At 58.0% G+C, this 15,562-nt stretch carries 13 protein-coding genes; 10 read left to right on the forward strand and 3 right to left on the reverse strand.

The window, feature by feature from the left end:
* Positions 1 to 868 precede the first annotated feature (868 nt).
* Complete coding sequence (locus tag A8V01_RS24035; protein WP_170066044.1) at positions 869 to 3,088, forward strand: TonB-dependent receptor; 2,220 nt, start codon at positions 869 to 871, stop codon at positions 3,086 to 3,088.
* A gap of 176 nt (positions 3,089 to 3,264) precedes the next feature.
* Here A8V01_RS24035 and A8V01_RS24040 read toward each other — a convergent pair whose 3' ends face one another.
* Positions 3,265 to 3,660 (reverse strand): EF-hand domain-containing protein, encoded by a 396-nt coding sequence (locus A8V01_RS24040; protein WP_103098799.1) that lies wholly within the window; start codon positions 3,658 to 3,660, stop codon positions 3,265 to 3,267.
* A 456-nt stretch (positions 3,661 to 4,116) separates the two neighbouring features.
* Here A8V01_RS24040 and A8V01_RS24045 point away from each other — a divergent pair, with 456 nt between their 5' ends.
* Together A8V01_RS24045 and A8V01_RS24050 are read left to right on the forward strand one after the other, a co-directional pair.
* Complete coding sequence (locus A8V01_RS24045; protein ID WP_103098800.1) at positions 4,117 to 4,572, forward strand: nicotine dehydrogenase subunit S; 456 nt, start codon at positions 4,117 to 4,119, stop codon at positions 4,570 to 4,572.
* Positions 4,573 to 4,611: 39 nt separating this feature from the next.
* Entirely contained in the window at positions 4,612 to 6,840 is a 2,229-nt protein-coding gene (locus tag A8V01_RS24050; protein ID WP_103098801.1) for a nicotine dehydrogenase subunit L, read from the forward strand.
* A gap of 56 nt (positions 6,841 to 6,896) precedes the next feature.
* Here the strand turns inward: A8V01_RS24050 and A8V01_RS24055 are convergent, their stop codons facing one another.
* Both A8V01_RS24055 and A8V01_RS29835 read right to left on the reverse strand, forming a co-directional pair.
* Positions 6,897 to 7,280, reverse strand: coding sequence for a nuclear transport factor 2 family protein (locus tag A8V01_RS24055; protein ID WP_170066045.1), 384 nt, complete (start codon positions 7,278 to 7,280; stop codon positions 6,897 to 6,899).
* Between the two features lie 77 nt (positions 7,281 to 7,357).
* Positions 7,358 to 7,942 (reverse strand): helix-turn-helix domain-containing protein, encoded by a 585-nt coding sequence (locus A8V01_RS29835; protein WP_103098803.1) that lies wholly within the window; start codon positions 7,940 to 7,942, stop codon positions 7,358 to 7,360.
* Between the two features lie 481 nt (positions 7,943 to 8,423).
* Here A8V01_RS29835 and ndpH point away from each other — a divergent pair, with 481 nt between their 5' ends.
* The 7 genes from ndpH (at position 8,424) to A8V01_RS24095 (ending at position 15,472) form a co-directional block, all read left to right on the forward strand.
* Entirely contained in the window at positions 8,424 to 9,176 is a 753-nt protein-coding gene (gene ndpH / locus A8V01_RS24065; RefSeq protein WP_483870003.1) for a maleate isomerase, read from the forward strand.
* A gap of 2 nt (positions 9,177 to 9,178) precedes the next feature.
* On the forward strand, positions 9,179 to 10,006 hold the full coding sequence (ndpF, locus tag A8V01_RS24070) for an N-formylmaleamate deformylase (RefSeq protein WP_103098804.1): 828 nt from the start codon (positions 9,179 to 9,181) through the stop codon (positions 10,004 to 10,006).
* Positions 9,993 to 11,045 (forward strand): 2,5-dihydroxypyridine 5,6-dioxygenase, encoded by a 1,053-nt coding sequence (ndpE, locus tag A8V01_RS24075; RefSeq protein WP_103098805.1) that lies wholly within the window; start codon positions 9,993 to 9,995, stop codon positions 11,043 to 11,045. Before ndpF ends, ndpE begins: the two co-directional genes overlap by 14 nt.
* Positions 11,032 to 11,652 (forward strand): isochorismatase family protein, encoded by a 621-nt coding sequence (locus A8V01_RS24080; RefSeq protein ID WP_103098806.1) that lies wholly within the window; start codon positions 11,032 to 11,034, stop codon positions 11,650 to 11,652. Before ndpE ends, A8V01_RS24080 begins: the two co-directional genes overlap by 14 nt.
* Positions 11,653 to 11,700: 48 nt before the next feature.
* The gene (gene ndpD, locus A8V01_RS24085) at positions 11,701 to 12,864 is read left to right on the forward strand and encodes a 6-hydroxy-3-succinoylpyridine 3-monooxygenase NdpD (RefSeq protein WP_103098807.1); all 1,164 of its coding nucleotides are present in this window, start codon (positions 11,701 to 11,703) and stop codon (positions 12,862 to 12,864) included.
* A 119-nt stretch (positions 12,865 to 12,983) separates the two neighbouring features.
* Entirely contained in the window at positions 12,984 to 13,799 is an 816-nt protein-coding gene (locus tag A8V01_RS24090; RefSeq protein ID WP_281256530.1) for an alpha/beta fold hydrolase, read from the forward strand.
* A gap of 113 nt (positions 13,800 to 13,912) precedes the next feature.
* Positions 13,913 to 15,472, forward strand: coding sequence for an integrase catalytic domain-containing protein (locus A8V01_RS24095; protein WP_245892799.1), 1,560 nt, complete (start codon positions 13,913 to 13,915; stop codon positions 15,470 to 15,472).
* Positions 15,473 to 15,562: the final 90 nt, after the last annotated feature.

Here is a 15,562-nt window from a genome sequence, read left to right on the forward strand (position 1 = left end):
GTTCATCACCGCCGCGCATCCCGATCCCTTCAACATCCCTCGACGGGATCCTGGAATCAGCAATGCCACATCAAGGCAAGCGCCTTTTTCCGCAGCCTGTTAGAGCCGGCGCCTCGACCGCTGACGCGTTCACGAGCAGCTCTCGCTACGTGCTTCCAGCGGGCTGGGAAAGTGCCGATCTCGCTCATCCGGGCAGGACAAGGGAGCGGGTTGAGGAGTCGCAAGAATGTGGCCCTCTAACAACTTCGCTGCGACTCCTTCTACGGCCATGCTCACTCCAATCCAGGCGTCGTTGTTTTCTCTTCTTGAAACCCCGCAATGCATCGGCGCGCACGCAAGCATCGGCGCGTCGTCGCGAGTCGCGAGCGTCGACCATCGAGCATAAACGCCGCTGGCGAAGGGGCAACCTATTTATGCGCATGCTCATTTTCCGTGAGCGCCGCCGCGGACTTTGGATGGCGGCCGTATAGACGGGTAGAAGGGGCTTGTGCCGGCTGCGCAGAGATGAGGGCTATAACGATAATCCGTGACGACAGCAGCCGTAAATTATACGCCAAGATAATTATTGACCTCGCTCGAATTGTGCCATAGCCAATCTCATCTACCCGGTTCGCAACCGATCTGGACGGCGTTGATCAAAAATATTTGCAACGTCGTTGAGGGAGCCGATGTGGCTCCTCTAGGCAGGCGGGGGGCTTTTGAGAATTCTGTTAGGGGAGAATCTTACATGCATGTTCCATATCCCTCGCGCCTGTCGCTAACAGCGCTCGCTGTGTCCCTTGGCACTGCAATGCCGATGGCCACTCATGCGCAGGGCACTTCGGCAGTCGCTACTGACGCTTCGCGGTCCGGGGCGCCGGCGTTCCAGTTGGCCGCTACCAGCGTTCCGGAGCCGCTGACGGGCGATGTTGCGCAGGAACAAGAAGGTCCTTCCCGGACTGCATCGGGGCCGGGTGAGATCGTGGTCACTGCGACTCGCCGAGAGCAACGCATCCAGGACGTGCCGATCGCGATTTCTGCGATTAGTGCAGAGGCAATCCAGGAGCGTCAGGTCACTCAGGTGTCCGATCTGATTAAGCTGTCTCCTAATTCGCAGGTCAACTACCCTTATGGAGAAGGTGGGCCGCCCAACTTCGTCATCCGCGGCATCTCGTCGACCGACTATTCGGCAAACCAGAGCAAGCCCATTGCGGTCTACGTAGATGAGGGTATTCGGAACCTGCAGGCTTTTGAAGCTATGCCTGTCTTCGATGTGGCCCGTGTGGAGGTCCTGCGCGGTCCCCAAGGTACCTTGTACGGGAAGAATGCCACCGGCGGCGCGGTGAACATCGTTACCATCAAGCCAGGGTTTTCCCCTGAGGGCTACATCACCGGTAGCTATGGTAATTTCGACCGGGTGCGCCTGCAAGGCGCAGTTCAGACACCACTGATCGAGGACATTCTCTCACTTCGTGTCGCGGGCTTGTACGTGCATGACAAAGGAGTTTTCCGAAATCTGACACGTGGTCTAGGTGATCTGAACCAAACGGACGTGCTTGCGATCCGGGCCGCGCTTCAATTCGAGCCATCCGACCGTTTTGAAGCTACCCTGCGCTTCAGCCACGTGAGCAGCGGTGGGCGGAATTATGCGCCGATCGCTGAAAATATCAATTTCAACGATCCTGCTATTCTCTTCCCTGGAAACAATCTCGCTAACTTGCCGGGCTCGGATCGGAATGGCTTGAGTTTCTTCGAAAGCGCCATAGCTAAGACTCCGAAGCGGGATATCCGCACCGATGGCTTTAATCTTCTCATGAGGTGGGATGCGTCTGATGTGCTCACGGTTAATTCCGTGACCACCTACGACTGGGGCAAGTGGATCGACAATGTAGATTCGGATGGCCTCGCTATCGAAGTTGAAGATCCAATCATCACCCGGGGCAAGAACCTGAAGCAATTCGTTCAAGAACTGCGGCTTGCCACTTCCTTCGACGGTCCCTTCGATGTTCAGGCCGGAGCGCTTTACACATACGACAGAGCGGACGCGGGTTTCGACTTTTCCCTCTTCACGGATCCAAACTGTGGACCGGCTTGCAACCTAGGTCTAACCCCCACCGGGCGCGGGTTGATCCAAACGAACGACTTCACGCAAAAGCGGAACAGCTACTCGGCGTATGTCCGCGGCGAGTTCGAGTTGTCCCCTACCTTTAGCCTGACTGGAGGGGTTCGCTTCAGCCGAGACAAGGTGTCCGTTAGCCGCTATAATGCATTCCTTGGCGACACCGCCAATCCGCAAGTAGTGCAAACCATAGTTGACGTCGCGGATCACCGGACCTTCACAAACACAAGCTTCGAGGTCGGCGCGAATTGGAAGCCGGTTGAGGACGTGCTCCTTTACGCATCGATGAGGGAGGGCTATCGCACTGGCGCTGTGAACGCCCAAGCGTTCAATGATCCTTCAGAGGTGACGTTCGCTCCGCCCGAGACCGCTAGGACATTCGAGGTCGGGTTCAAGTCCACGTTCCTCGATCGCGCGCTGACGGTGAACGGCTCGTTCTTCCAGACAGACTACAAAAACCAGCAGGTCATCGTTCCTGAGGGTGCGTTGCTGCCTCTTCGGTCCATCAGTGATGCACGGGTTCGTGGCTTCGAAGGGGAGGTGACGGCGAGGCCCAACGATCGAGTGACCTTAGGCGTGGGTGTTGGCGTCCTCGACCCTTCCTACGGCGATAACGCTGTCGTCACCGGCCTCAGCGGCATCGACGTGTCCGGCAACCAGATCGCCAATGCGGCCAAGTTGAGTTTGAACCTCAATGGCGACCTAGTGTTGGCCAGGCTTGACGATGCAACGATCGACTTCAACGCTGACGGCGTTTACACTTCCCGCGTATTCTACGATATCGGCGAGGCTCTCTCGCAGGAGGGCTACTGGCTCGCGAACGCTCGTTTGGCGTACAATGCAGAACGTTTCTCCATCGGCGCAGGCGTGAAGAACATCTTCAATGAGAAGTACATATCGTATGGACTGCAGCTGCGCGGATTCGGCTTCGATTTCCTGCAACGCGGCCTTCCGAGGATGTACAGCGCGGATGCTACATTCCGTTTCTGAGTAGGCAAGCCCTTGCGAGTGGCATGGTTGCAGGCGGAAGCGCTTGGGCCATGCCACTTTGCCTCTCTGAAGCAAGCGTGCACGAAGACTATGTTCCCTTTGCTCGGCGAGCGGACACTGGTCGCCGCGACAGAGTGGGGTAACCTGCCAGAACCGTCGGCCCGACTGATTGGCTTTTACTCGTTTTCGTTCGAAGTTTCACGACGCTCCGATGCGGCCCCAGCTTTGACCTTGGGCGCATTCTTGCCGAACGTCATCTCTCGAGCAGAAAGTTTGCCATCGCCCGAAGCGTCGAGGCCAGCCGGAGGCGAGGTGGCCAACTCTCGCAAGGTGACCGTGCCGTCTCGGTCACGATCAAGCTCTTCGAAATTTGCCTGAGGCATACTCTGCAGCCTCCATTCCGTGGACGAGATCCGGCCATCACGATCCGCATCCATCTTCGCCATTAGAGTGCGCGCCTTGATAGGCGATGATGACGGCGGGCCGTTCGCTACGGCAAGGGCTGCACCCGCCGCTGAAAACGGCAAGCTGATGGCGATTGTCAGCCAGCGGCGTGAGGTAATGATGCTCATTCGTAAGATCTCCTCTCTTGGTAGCTTTAGAACGCGTGAGCGTCGGAGTGGACCCAAGGAGGGTGCTTCATGTCCTTCAAATCGGCCTCATTCTGTCCCGGTTCAGCGCTTTCGGCAGTTCGGGCCCGAGGCCCGGATACAACACGCTTGGAGCTGCCAAAGCCGGCAAGGACCACGAGGAGCGGAAATTATCCATAAGCATAATAATTTGACATCTCGGGTTGAAAATGTTCAATAGAAACAGCACCTCCGGCGGGTCACGGGCTTTGTTGGGCTGGCTAGAGCGAGGCAACGTGTGGTCGGGAGGCTGAACCGTGAATGGTTTAGCGACTACGAGATTTCGAAGGCGGGGCGGTTGCGACGACGGAGATGGATTATGATGGTCGAAGTGCGAATGTTTCGTAAATCGCTCCGGCTCGCCCCTACATCTGCGATATCGCTTAAGGCGTTGCAGGGATGAACATCGAGCTTAAGGTAAATGGCTCTTTGATGCGCGCCGACGTTGATGATGACACTCCACTTCTGTGGGTGCTGAGAGATACGCTGAAGCTGAAAGGGACCAAATACGGCTGCGGCATCGGCCAGTGCGGAGCATGCACTGTAATCGCGGACGGCGAGGCTACTCGTTCATGCTCGCTCGCAGCTACCGCTGCAGTGGGCATTGAGATCACAACAATTGAGGGCCTGTCACCCGATGGTGGGCAGTTCGTGCAGGCGGCGTGGCAAGACCATCGCGTTCCGCAATGCGGCTACTGCCAATCGGGAATGATTATGGCCGTGACTGCGCTTTTATCCAAGACTCTGTTCCCGACAGACGATGAGATTGATCGCGAAATCACTAATATTTGCCGTTGCGGGACTTACGATCGCATAAGGGCGGCTATTCATGCTGCCGCGAACAACCGGAGCTGAATCACGATGGACACCGATCGGCGTTCAGTCCTTAAATCGATGGCCGCGGTTTCTGCGGGCATCGGATTCCCCGTGTTGATGACTGGCTGTGGCGTGGCTGATCGAAGCGGCCCCTCGCCCGTCGAGCTTATATCCTGGATAGTGGTGATGCCGAACAATACGGTTCGGATTCGAATTCCACAAAGCGACATCGGCCAAGGGGTGATCACCACACTGTCTCAGGTTCTCGCAGAGGAGCTGGATCTGAAGTGGTCGCTGGTGCGCCCTGAATTCTTTGATCCGCTGACGAACCTCAAGCGCGGTAACGTATACGTCTATACGTGTACTGAGAGCAGCTGGTCCGCTGATCGCCTGTTTAACCCCATGCGGACGGCAGGCGCACAGATCCGGCATATGCTGCTTGAGGCTGCATCTCGCCGGTCCGGGATCAGCATCGCCGACCTAAGGACTGAAGACAGCAGCATTATCTCACCAGGCGGTGGGCGGCAGAGCTATGCGGAAGTAGCGCTGGAGGCGTCACGCATTCGTCCTCCGCATCCCTCACGAGTACGGTTGAAGAACCCCGCCGACTATCGGCTAATCGGCAAGCCTATCAAGCGCCTTGACCTGACACCGAAGACGACTGGTGCGCTGGAGTACGGCATAGATGTCGATCTGCCGGGGATGCTTTACGCTACTGTGCAACAATCGCCTGTGTATGGCGGCAAGCTCGTGTCCTTCGACGAGAAGGCTATCATGGGCATGCCCGGCGTCGTGAAGGTCGTGCGGATCGCAGCCGGGCCTTGCGGCCTGAATGGGCCGATCGCAGATGGTGGCGAGGATTACGGCATGGATGATGCCGTCGCCGTGGTTGCGGACAGTTTCTGGCGTGCGAAGAAGGCGCTTCAAGCGTTGCCTATCCAGTGGGAAGAGGGGCAGTTCGCGGAAACCAGCAGCGAGTCGATCATGGCCGACCTGGGAGAGCGTGTCGGATTGCCCCAGCCAGTAGTGAGAGAGGCCGGCAACTTTGGCGAGGCCATAGGGAGGGCTCATCGCGTACTTGAGGCAGACTACTCCTATCCGTTCATGGATGCGATGCCACTCGAGCCGATCAATTGCACGGCTTGGTTGAGACCTGATGGGTTGCAAGTGTGGGCATCTACACAGTTTGCCCAGGACGCTCACCGACTTGCAGCCGTGACAGCCGGGCTGCCGCCAGATAAAGTTCAATTCAATCTACCGTACGCCGGTGGTGCGTTTGGACGGCGATGCCAGAATGAATACGTGTCTCAGGCGGTGCAGATCGCGAAGGCGGTTCCAGGCAGGCCTATCAAGCTCCTGTGGACGCGCGAGGAGATGATGGCGCGGGGCTATCCGCCCCCTATTACCATGTCCCGCTTCAAGGCCGGTCTAGACGACAAGGGGAAGGTGATCGCCTGGTTTAATCGGGTGGTAAGCGGCACGGCGCCGGACCAGAGTTACGGACCTGCCAGGCTGCCACACTACGTGCCTAACCTCAGGATCGAATACGCACGTATTAAGACGCCTCAGCCGTTCGGCTGGATGCGCGGCGTGGCCTTTACCCAGCACGTTTGGATGAACCAAGGTTTTCAAGATGAACTAGCGGTCGCTGCGGGCCGTGATCCTGTCGACTTGTACATGGAACTGTTAGATGAAAGCACCGTACCCGTCGATCTAGTGGATCGCGACGTCGCGGTTCGGCGCATCCGCCACATGCGGGCCGTTCTGAATCGTGCTACCGAAATCGCCGATTGGAAGCAACCGCTCCCACGTGGCCGCGGTCGAGGCGTGTCTGTGAGCGACTTTAGTTATTGGGTGACCTATCATACCGGCACAGCGGCCGCAATCGTGGATATAACGCTGGACGGAGTGGGTGGGCTTCGGATCGACCAAGTTGTTGTGGTGCTCAACTGCGGTCGCGTTCTTAATCCTGAGGTCGTCCGCGGCCAAGTTGAAGGAAGCGTTTTCTGGGCGATAACCAACGCATTGTACGGCAAGATTACATTAAAAAACGGTCGAGTGGTACAGCGCAACTTTCAAGACCATGACGTTGCAAGATTAGCAACCGCATGTCGTAACGTGCGGGTCGAACTCGTTGAGAGTGACGACCATCCCGCCGGGGTTGGTGAGGATGCCGTTCCGATTGTGATGACAGCACTGTTGAATGCGATCTATGCCGCTGGTGGGCCGCGCGTCCGCTCATTGCCCCTTCGGGATCACAATCTCTCGTTCAGACGTGAAGCGGTTGTGGAGACGAATGGCACATAGCGGCCGTTAGTCGAACTGGCCGTTGGCTCCCCGGGAGGAGAGCCAACGTATTCCACTCAATCAATAGCGCGGATCGCCAACTCTTGCGCCTTGCAGAAGGCGTTTTTGGATACGAGCTTATCATCGTCAAAGCGAAGAATGTCCAAGCCGTCAACCGCAGAGATGGCACCATCCGCAGCCGTCATCACCATCGTCCATGTAACTAGCGCCTGGTGCTTTACTTCATCAAGGATTGTCGACGTAACCTGATAGCTCACGTTCCCCAGAGTGCCATCGAATACCGACTTTAGCGAGGCTCCTATCTCTTCAACACCGGTGTGCTTGAGCCCGTTCGGATCGATGTAGACAGCGTTCGGCGAAAGCAGTCGAAGCATTTCGTTGTAGTCGCCGTCATTGAAGGTGCTCATAAAGGCGTTCGTGCTTGCTTCAAGGTTAGACATCGTGACTCCTGGGTTGATGTTAAGGCTTGGGTGGGAATCAAAAACTGAGGGCCGTTCGCTTTCGACTAGGCTCTGTATCAAGCGCGGATGAGAGCGTCGTCTTCGCCTCGCGTGCTGAGTGTTTCGCGGAAGGTTTGAGGCGAGCAGTCTGCCCATCGTTTGAAAGCATTCCGAAAGTTGCTGACCTCGGTATATCCGGCTCGATCCGCGACATCACCAATCGTCAGCATGGGATCGGCGAGGCACTGTTTGGCAAACTCAAATCTGACCTGTGCGATGGTCAAAGCGTAGGTGGTGCCTAGTGCATGGAGCCGTCGGCGCAGCGTTCTCGCGGAGAACCCGAGTTCGCGTGCGATGTCTGCTTCACTGGCGTCGAATCGAGGGCCAGACAGCACTGCGGCCTTGAGTCGTCTAACTAGCAGAGGCTCCTTGCCCGGTTCGACGAGCGAGGCGGCGGAGTGTACTTCGTCTATAGACTTCCTGCACTTCGATAGTCTGCTGTGATGCCCCGACAATGGCTGATTGATCGTTGCCTCAGAAGCAGGAGGGCGGCTCCAGGTGGGTCCTGCGACGCGCACATCGCCACATAAGCAACGAGCGCTCACAACCTCCCACCGCCCATTCTCAACCGAACCAACAACGACTTGGCGCTTGACGGACATATGGGAACGCTGCCTGCAACAGGTGCTGCCAGCTGCGTTGCTGAGGTCGGCTCTGATGCCATGTCGCGGCTTCTTCTTCTGTCAAAATGATCAGTTCCACGATCGGCTCGCGACGCAAGTTCGGTAGGCCGAGCCTTCAAATTGATACGTCGGGATGAACGCTCACCCCGGTTTTCAAGCGCTACCTGCATAGGAGGAAGGCTTGCTATGCTGCATGAGCGCCGCGGGAGCGCCCCGTTCTCGCGGATAAATTACACAGGTGAGGAAATCAAGTGGGAAGTTCGGTTTAGGCGGGCGGGCTTGAGGGGGCTCATTCGCGTGCATAAGGCAAGTGCCAGCTAGCTTTCGACTTCGGGAAGAACGGCGAGCATTCCGCAGCTTATGTCTGGCGCGCGACGGATGAAAGAGCATCTCCGCAGATTCACGGTTGTATTTCGTCGGCTGCAGAATTAAGGTTGGCTTCGCAGCAGAGGAGAGGGCGTTGAGAATCTACCGCATTGGGCAAATAGTGCCGAGCTCGAACGTAACGATGGAGACCGAGATTCCGGCACTTCTTCGTTCCCGCGAAGCAATATCGCCTGAGCGCTTCACGTTCCATTCGGCTCGTATGCGCATGAAGCACGTCACCAAAGAAGAGTTGTCCCGGATGGATGGCGCCAGTGACGCCTGCGCCGTAGAGCTGTCGGATGCAGCCGTTGATGTGATGGGTTACGCTTGCCTGGTGGCTATCATGTCGATGGGTAAAGGCTATCATCGGGAGTCACAAGCGCGCCTCCACCAAGCGACCGTCGAGACCGGTAATCCTGCGCCTGTGGTATCGTCAGCCGGTGCGCTCGTGGACGGTATCAAAGCGATTGGTGCGAAGAGGGTCGCCATCGTGGCTCCCTACATGAAGCCACTCACGGAGCTCGTAGTCGACTACATTCGAGCTGAGGGCGTCGACGTTGTGGAGTGGCGCGCGCTTGAGATCTCGGATAATCTCGCCGTCGCAGCCCACGACCCTGCCCGTCTTCCGGGGATTGTTGCCTCCATGGAGCATCTTGCGGAAGTCGATGCTGTGGTGTTGTCGGCGTGCGTGCAGATGCCCTCACTTCCGGCTGTCTCTATCGTCGAAGCGCAGATTGGGAAGCCGGTTCTGACCGCCGCTATTTCGACCACCTGGGCGATGCTGCGGGCACTCGATCTAGACACGCGTGTGCCAGGCGGTGGGACACTACTTTCCGGGGCTTTCTGATCATGAATGGCATTCCTTTGGGCTATAACGTTCATGCCAACGGCATCCGCCACCATCTCGTCCGTCATGGTGCAGTTGGAAAGCGACAGATGCTTCTTGTTCCCGGCATCACTTCGCCAGCGGTAACCTGGGACTTTGTTGCGGAGAGGTTGGCCAACACATACGAGGTCCATGTACTGGATGTACGTGGCCGCGGGCTAAGTCAGGCAGGTGATCTCGACTACTCATTGAACGCGATGGCCGATGACGTGATTGCACTCACGGCGGCGATCGGCCTTGAACATCCAGTTGTGTTGGGTCACTCCATGGGTGCGCGAACAGCTATCCGCGCCGCTCGCAAAGCTCCCGGGCTTTTTGGAGGGCTGATCCTTGCGGATCCGCCGGTGAGTGGCCCTGGGCGGCGGCCCTATCCGTCAGCATGGCCATGGTACGAGGACTCGATCTTGTTGGCGCAACGCGGTTGCTCGGCAGAGGAAATGAAGGAGTTCTGCCCAACCTGGACTGAGGGCCAGCGGGCGCTGCGCGCGGAGTGGCTCCACACGTGCGAATTACGCGCCATCGAAGAGGCGTACAAAGGGTTCCACTGCGATGACATCCACGCCGACCTACCTCTACTCGACCTTCCTATGCGGCTGGTCGTTGCAGGTGGTTCGCCGGTGATCCAGGACTCGGATGTACAGGAAATCCAAACGCTTGCGAAGGGAATTGAGGTCGTGACCGTCGCAGGCGCTGGTCACATGATTCCGTGGGACGATCTTGAGGGGTTCCTCCAGGCGGTAGCCGGATTCCAGCCTTATGCACAGGGGGGCGTGCCGGATGGATCGCGCTAGCTTTGCGGAGATCTGCCTTCATCAATTGAAGATGTCCGGTGTTCGCGCTGACGAGCGGCTCGTCGTGCTTACTCAGGGGGATGAGCGTCTCGACTATGCCGACGCATTCCTCGCAGCCGGTAGGGCGCTTAAGGCAAACATCTATCACATGCGCCTACCGGCGCCGCCTCCAATGGGCAACTGGGCAGTAGGATCAACGCCACTTGCGCAGATGCCCGAGGCGGTGGAAGCGTTGAAGAACGTTGATATGGTGATCGACTGCATTTTCCTGCTGTTCTCGCCTGAGCAGATGGCTATCCAGGCTGCGGGTGCTCGCGTCCTGACGGTTGTGGAGCCACCTGCCCTGCTCGCAAGGATGTTGCCTTCGAGAAAGCTGCGCGACAAAGTTGAAGTCGCTGGGGAACTTTTAAGTCGGGCGAAGTCGATGCACATCACCTCGCCGCACGGTACTGACGTAGTATACAAGCTTGGTGCCTATCCCACAGTAACTGAATATGCGTGCACCGATGAACCGGGGCGCTGGGATCATTGGCCTTCCGGTTTCGTATTTACAGGCGGTGAAGACGACGGAGTGGACGGGCAGATTGTTGTGGGTCCGGGGGACGTGTTGCTTCCTCAGAATATCTATGTGCGCGAGCCGATCACTTATACAATCGAGAAAGGGATCGTCACCTCTATACGTGGCGGCTTTGAGGCCGACCTCGTTAACTCGTATATGGCCGAATTTGACGATCCGCGCGGATTTGCGATGAGCCATATCGGATGGGGCATGAACCCTGACGCCAAGTGGCATCGGATGACCCCGGGCGAGTTCCCAGGTGGCATGGGAATGGAACCTCGCAGCTTTCTTGGAAGCGTGCTGTTTTCGACCGGCCCCAACAACGAACTTGGTGGTAGTAACGACACGAGTTGTCACCTCGACATACCGCTTCGCGGCTGCTCGCTGTTCTTGGACGACGAACCAGTCGTACTTCATGGGCATATCACAGCGAAGGAGCTCGTCGAGCACGAGCGCAAGGTGTTTGATGTCGCAGGATGAGATTTACGAGAAGGCCGGGTTCGGCCAAAATGGTCCGAGAGGTTCACGCCCGGCGATCGTGATCGTTGATTTCAGTTACGGTTTCACGGACACGGCCTATCCGACCGCAGCTGACATGAGCGTCGAAATCGCCCGCACACGGCGTCTGGCGGAGGTCGCTCGCGCACGAGGTTTCCCGATTATCTACACGACGATCGCATACCAGCCGTGGGAGATCGAGATACTGCCGTGGCTTCGTAAGGCTACAGGGATGAAGGCGCTCTTAGCGGGCAGCAGGCTTGTTGAAATCGATGTAACCACCGGTGTCGAGCCAGGCGACCCGGTCATAGTGAAGCACGGCGCATCTGCCTTCCATGGCACCAACCTAGCTGCGATGCTTACAGCCCAAGGTGTCGATACGGTTATCGTCACTGGGGCGACCACTTCAGGGTGCGTGCGCGCCACCGTCGTGGATGCTGTCCAATCCGGATTTATCGTTCTGGTTCCTCGCGATTGCTGCGCCGATAGGGCTTCGGATCCACACGAGGCGAGTCTCTACGACATTGCGCAGAAGTACGGAGACGTAACTGACGCAGCGGATTTGATCGGTTGGCTTGAGCGGCTGTAGGCGTGACACAAGGGTGCGGAAGCACTTGTACAATCGGGAGATATCGAAATGGCTCAGCATGTTATAGTCGTGGGCGCGGGGCCGATCGGCCTCTTGACCGCAGTAGGGCTTGCTAAGGAGGGAACGCGGGTCACGATCCTCGAGGCTGAGGAGCAGTTCAATGACAAGCCTCGAGCTCTGGTCTACCATTATCCAGTTCTGCCTCACCTCGACCGTCTTGGTCTTCTGCAGGATTGCGTCTCTGCGGGCTTCCTTCGTCAGAGCTTCGGCTGGCATGTGCATAGCACGGGCGAAATGATCGAGTGGAACTGGTATCCAGAAGGGATGGGCGGTCACGCACTGCACCTGCACCAAGGGCTTTTGTCCAAGATCCTCGCACGGCATGCCGCCGCTCTCCCGAACGTTGAGATACTACTACGGACTAAGCTCCTCGCCTGCAGGCAAACGGACGGAGGCGTCATCGCTGACATAGAAGGGCCTAACGGGTCCGCCGTGCTCGAAGGGGACTACCTTGTAGGTGCAGATGGAGCAAACAGTACAGTACGCAAGAGCGTGCTCGATCTGCAGTTCCTTGGCACTACTTGGCCGGAGCGGTATGTAGCAACGAACACGCGGATTGACCTTTCCTCGTCCGGCTATCCTAAATCCGTCATGCAAATCGATCAGAAGTATGGATCCATACTTTGTAAGATCGAGGAGCCGGATGTTTGGCGTGTGACCTTTGTCGAAGATCCTGAGCTTCCAATCGACGGCCTGGAGCAGCGCATCGATGCGATGTTTGCCGATCACCTACCAGACTTGCCGTATGAGGTGCTCGCCTACTCGCCGTATCGAATGCATCAACGGATCGCGGATCGCATGCGTGTAGGGCGAATTCTGCTTGTCGGCGACGCAGGGCACGTTACCAATCCCACAGGTGGTCTAGGCCTCACCGGCGGCATGTTCGATGCCTTTGCGCTGATTGGGGCCTTGAACCGGGTCATCCACGATGGGGCGGGCGATGCTATGCTAGAGTTTTATGAGCGTGATCGCCGGCGCGTCTTTGCCGAAGTCACGTCCCCGCGCGCATCGGCAAACCTGCGTGGCCTGTACCATCTCAAAGAGGGGCAGGAGAAAGAAGAGCGGATCAGCTTCCTGCGTAGCGTCGCTGGTGATGAGCGGCTGTTGGAGCGAGAGCTTAGCTTTACCAAGCAGATGGAAACGCACTTCTGATCGGTCGTTCACCTTTGAAGCTGGTCGATTTCGGCGGCGCTTTTCTGACATCTGAGCCGGTCCGCGTCGGTGACGCGGTTTGGCCAGGTACTAACGCTTACGTACAATGGTTCGTACCGGTGGATCCTCGTCCGGTCTCCGTCCTCTTTGTCCATGGGGGCGGCGGACAGGGTTCTGATTTCGTGACGACGCCCGATTGTCGGCCGGGCTGGGTTCATCGGTTCCTGCGGTCAGGTTACGCAACCTACGTCCTCGACCGTCCCGGCCACGGGCGGTCGGCTTGGAACGATAACGTGCTAGGGCCCGCGGTTCCCGCTAGTAACTACCATGCCCTTTATCCCCGTTTCGTGGAACCGGCGCAGCATAGGCTGTGGCCCGAGGCTTCGAAGCATACTCGTTGGCCGTCCGACCCGCTTGCGGGAGACCGGTTTATGGCCAGTCAGGGGCCGATGGCAGTAACGCTAGCCGCCAGTCAACTTCATGTTGAAGCGGTCGCCGCTCAGTTGTTCGAGCTGACTGGACCTACGATCATCGTGAGTCACTCCATGGGTGGCCCTTGCGGTTGGGCACTGGCCGCCATCGGAGGCGACCAGGTCGAAGCCGTCATAGCTGTGGAGCCCCTCGGATACCCTAGGATGGTCCACCCGCTTGGAACTTTTAACAACGGGATGGTAACCACCGAGTACCGCGGACGCCACGACCCCTTTGCGAGACCGATTGCTCTTGTTACGGGTGAGGCGACATGGATGCGGGAGGCGAACAGCCGAGCGGCCGATTACCTGCGCGTCAAAGCGCCCACATTCGAGCATTTCCTATTGGAAGAGCATGACATCACCGGGAACGGACACATGCTCATGGGTGAGTCAAACAGCGACGAGATCGCAGACATCATGATACGATGGTTGGACCGTGTTCTCGCGAGAGACCTGCGCTAGTGTAGCGCGACAAACAGGATGAGGATTCGCATTGCCTCGCCAGAAATGCTCCTTTGAATTGAGTGTTGCCTCATCAGAAATGTTCCCGAGCCAGCGGCGTCGGGAGAATCAGAATGAGGAAGGTGAGCATGGCAACACGGGAGGAGTTGATCTCGGCGGTCCGAGATCGATATCGGTCAGCGGGGCGCAGGGAAAAGAGCCGCATCCTCGATGAATTTGTCCGGATCACAGGCTATTGCCGCAAGCATGGGATGCGCCTGATGCGATCAGAACGGGCCACGCCCCAAAGCTCTCGTCTTGGTCGACGCCTTTACAATGATGCGGTCCGCGAGGCGCTGACGGTACTGTGGGAGGCCTCCGACCGCATCTGTTCGAAACGATTGAAGGTGATGATTCCGATTTTGGTGCGCGCGATGGAACGCAGCGGCCATCTCGAGCTCGACGGTGAAGTAAAAGAGCGACTGCTGCAGATGAGCCCGGCGACGATCGACCGCGCCTTGAAGGAAATCCGCGCGACGGCGACAGGCGCCCCGCGGCGCCGGACTGCCAGGCAATCCGCCCTACGGCGTAGTATCCCGATCCGGACATTCGACGACTGGGATGATCCGGCGCCCGGCCATTTTGAGGCAGATCTGGTCTCGCACAGCGGGCCAGTGGCGAAAGGGAGCTTTGCACAAACGCTGGTTTTGACGGATATCGCCACGGGCTGGACCGAATGCGCGCCACTGTTGTTCCGTGAGCAGAATTTACTGGTGGCGGTGCTCAACGAATTGCGCGGACAGCTGCCGATGGCGGTGCTTGGCTTCGACACCGACAATGACAGCGTCTTCCTCAACCCGACGGTGCGCGACTGGTGCGTGGCGAACTCGATCACCTTCACCCGTTGCCGACCCTACCGCAAGAATGACCAGGCTTGGGTCGAACAGAAAAATGGGGCCATTGTGCGCCGCATAGTCGGTTATCGCCGCTTCGAGGGTATCGCGGCGACCAGCGTGCTGGCCGAACTCTATGCTTTGCAACGGTTCTACGGGAACTTCTTCCAGCCATCCTTCAAGCTCGCGGAAAAGCACCGCGACGGCGCTAAGGTGACGAAACGATATCACAAACCGGCGACGCCGGCCCAACGCCTGATCGATGATCCCAGGACGACCGATGCGGTTCGTTCCCAGCTCGCCGAGACACTGGAACGCCTCGATCCCGTGAAGTTGCTGCGCCAAATCCGAGACTGTCAGGAGCGGCTTGTCGTGCTGGCCGACAAGCCTGGTGAGGCCGTCGTGGCGAATGACACAACGCTCGATCAGTTCTTTGTGGGTTTGCGGACTGCCTGGCAGCTCGGGGAAGCAAGACCAACGGCTCGAGCAAAATCGCAGACCAAGCGCGGCCGACGCCGGCCGGACCCGGTGGTGGCCGTCACAGATCAGCTCCACGCCTGGTATCGGGCCGAGCCATGGCGGACAGGGCGCGAACTTATGGAACGCTTGCAGCGGGAGCACCCTGGTCAATATCCAGACAAGCTTTTGCGGACCATTCAGCGCCGGCTCAAGATATGGCGAGCCGAAGAAGCACAGCGCCTGGTCTTCGGCCCCCGGACCGAGGCTGGCGAAATTTTTGCACATGTGGGGCGAGAGCCGGCTGCGCTACGCTTCGCCGGCTCTCGCCCCACATGTCCTTGAACTGGCTTGCAGAATACAAATCTGCTAAGGGAACATTCCGCTGAGGCAACCGAACCATCGGTCGGGAACATCTCTCAGTGAGGCAATACG

The organism is Novosphingobium guangzhouense, from assembly GCF_002896965.1.
Taxonomy (GTDB): Bacteria; Pseudomonadota; Alphaproteobacteria; order Sphingomonadales; family Sphingomonadaceae; genus Novosphingobium; species Novosphingobium guangzhouense.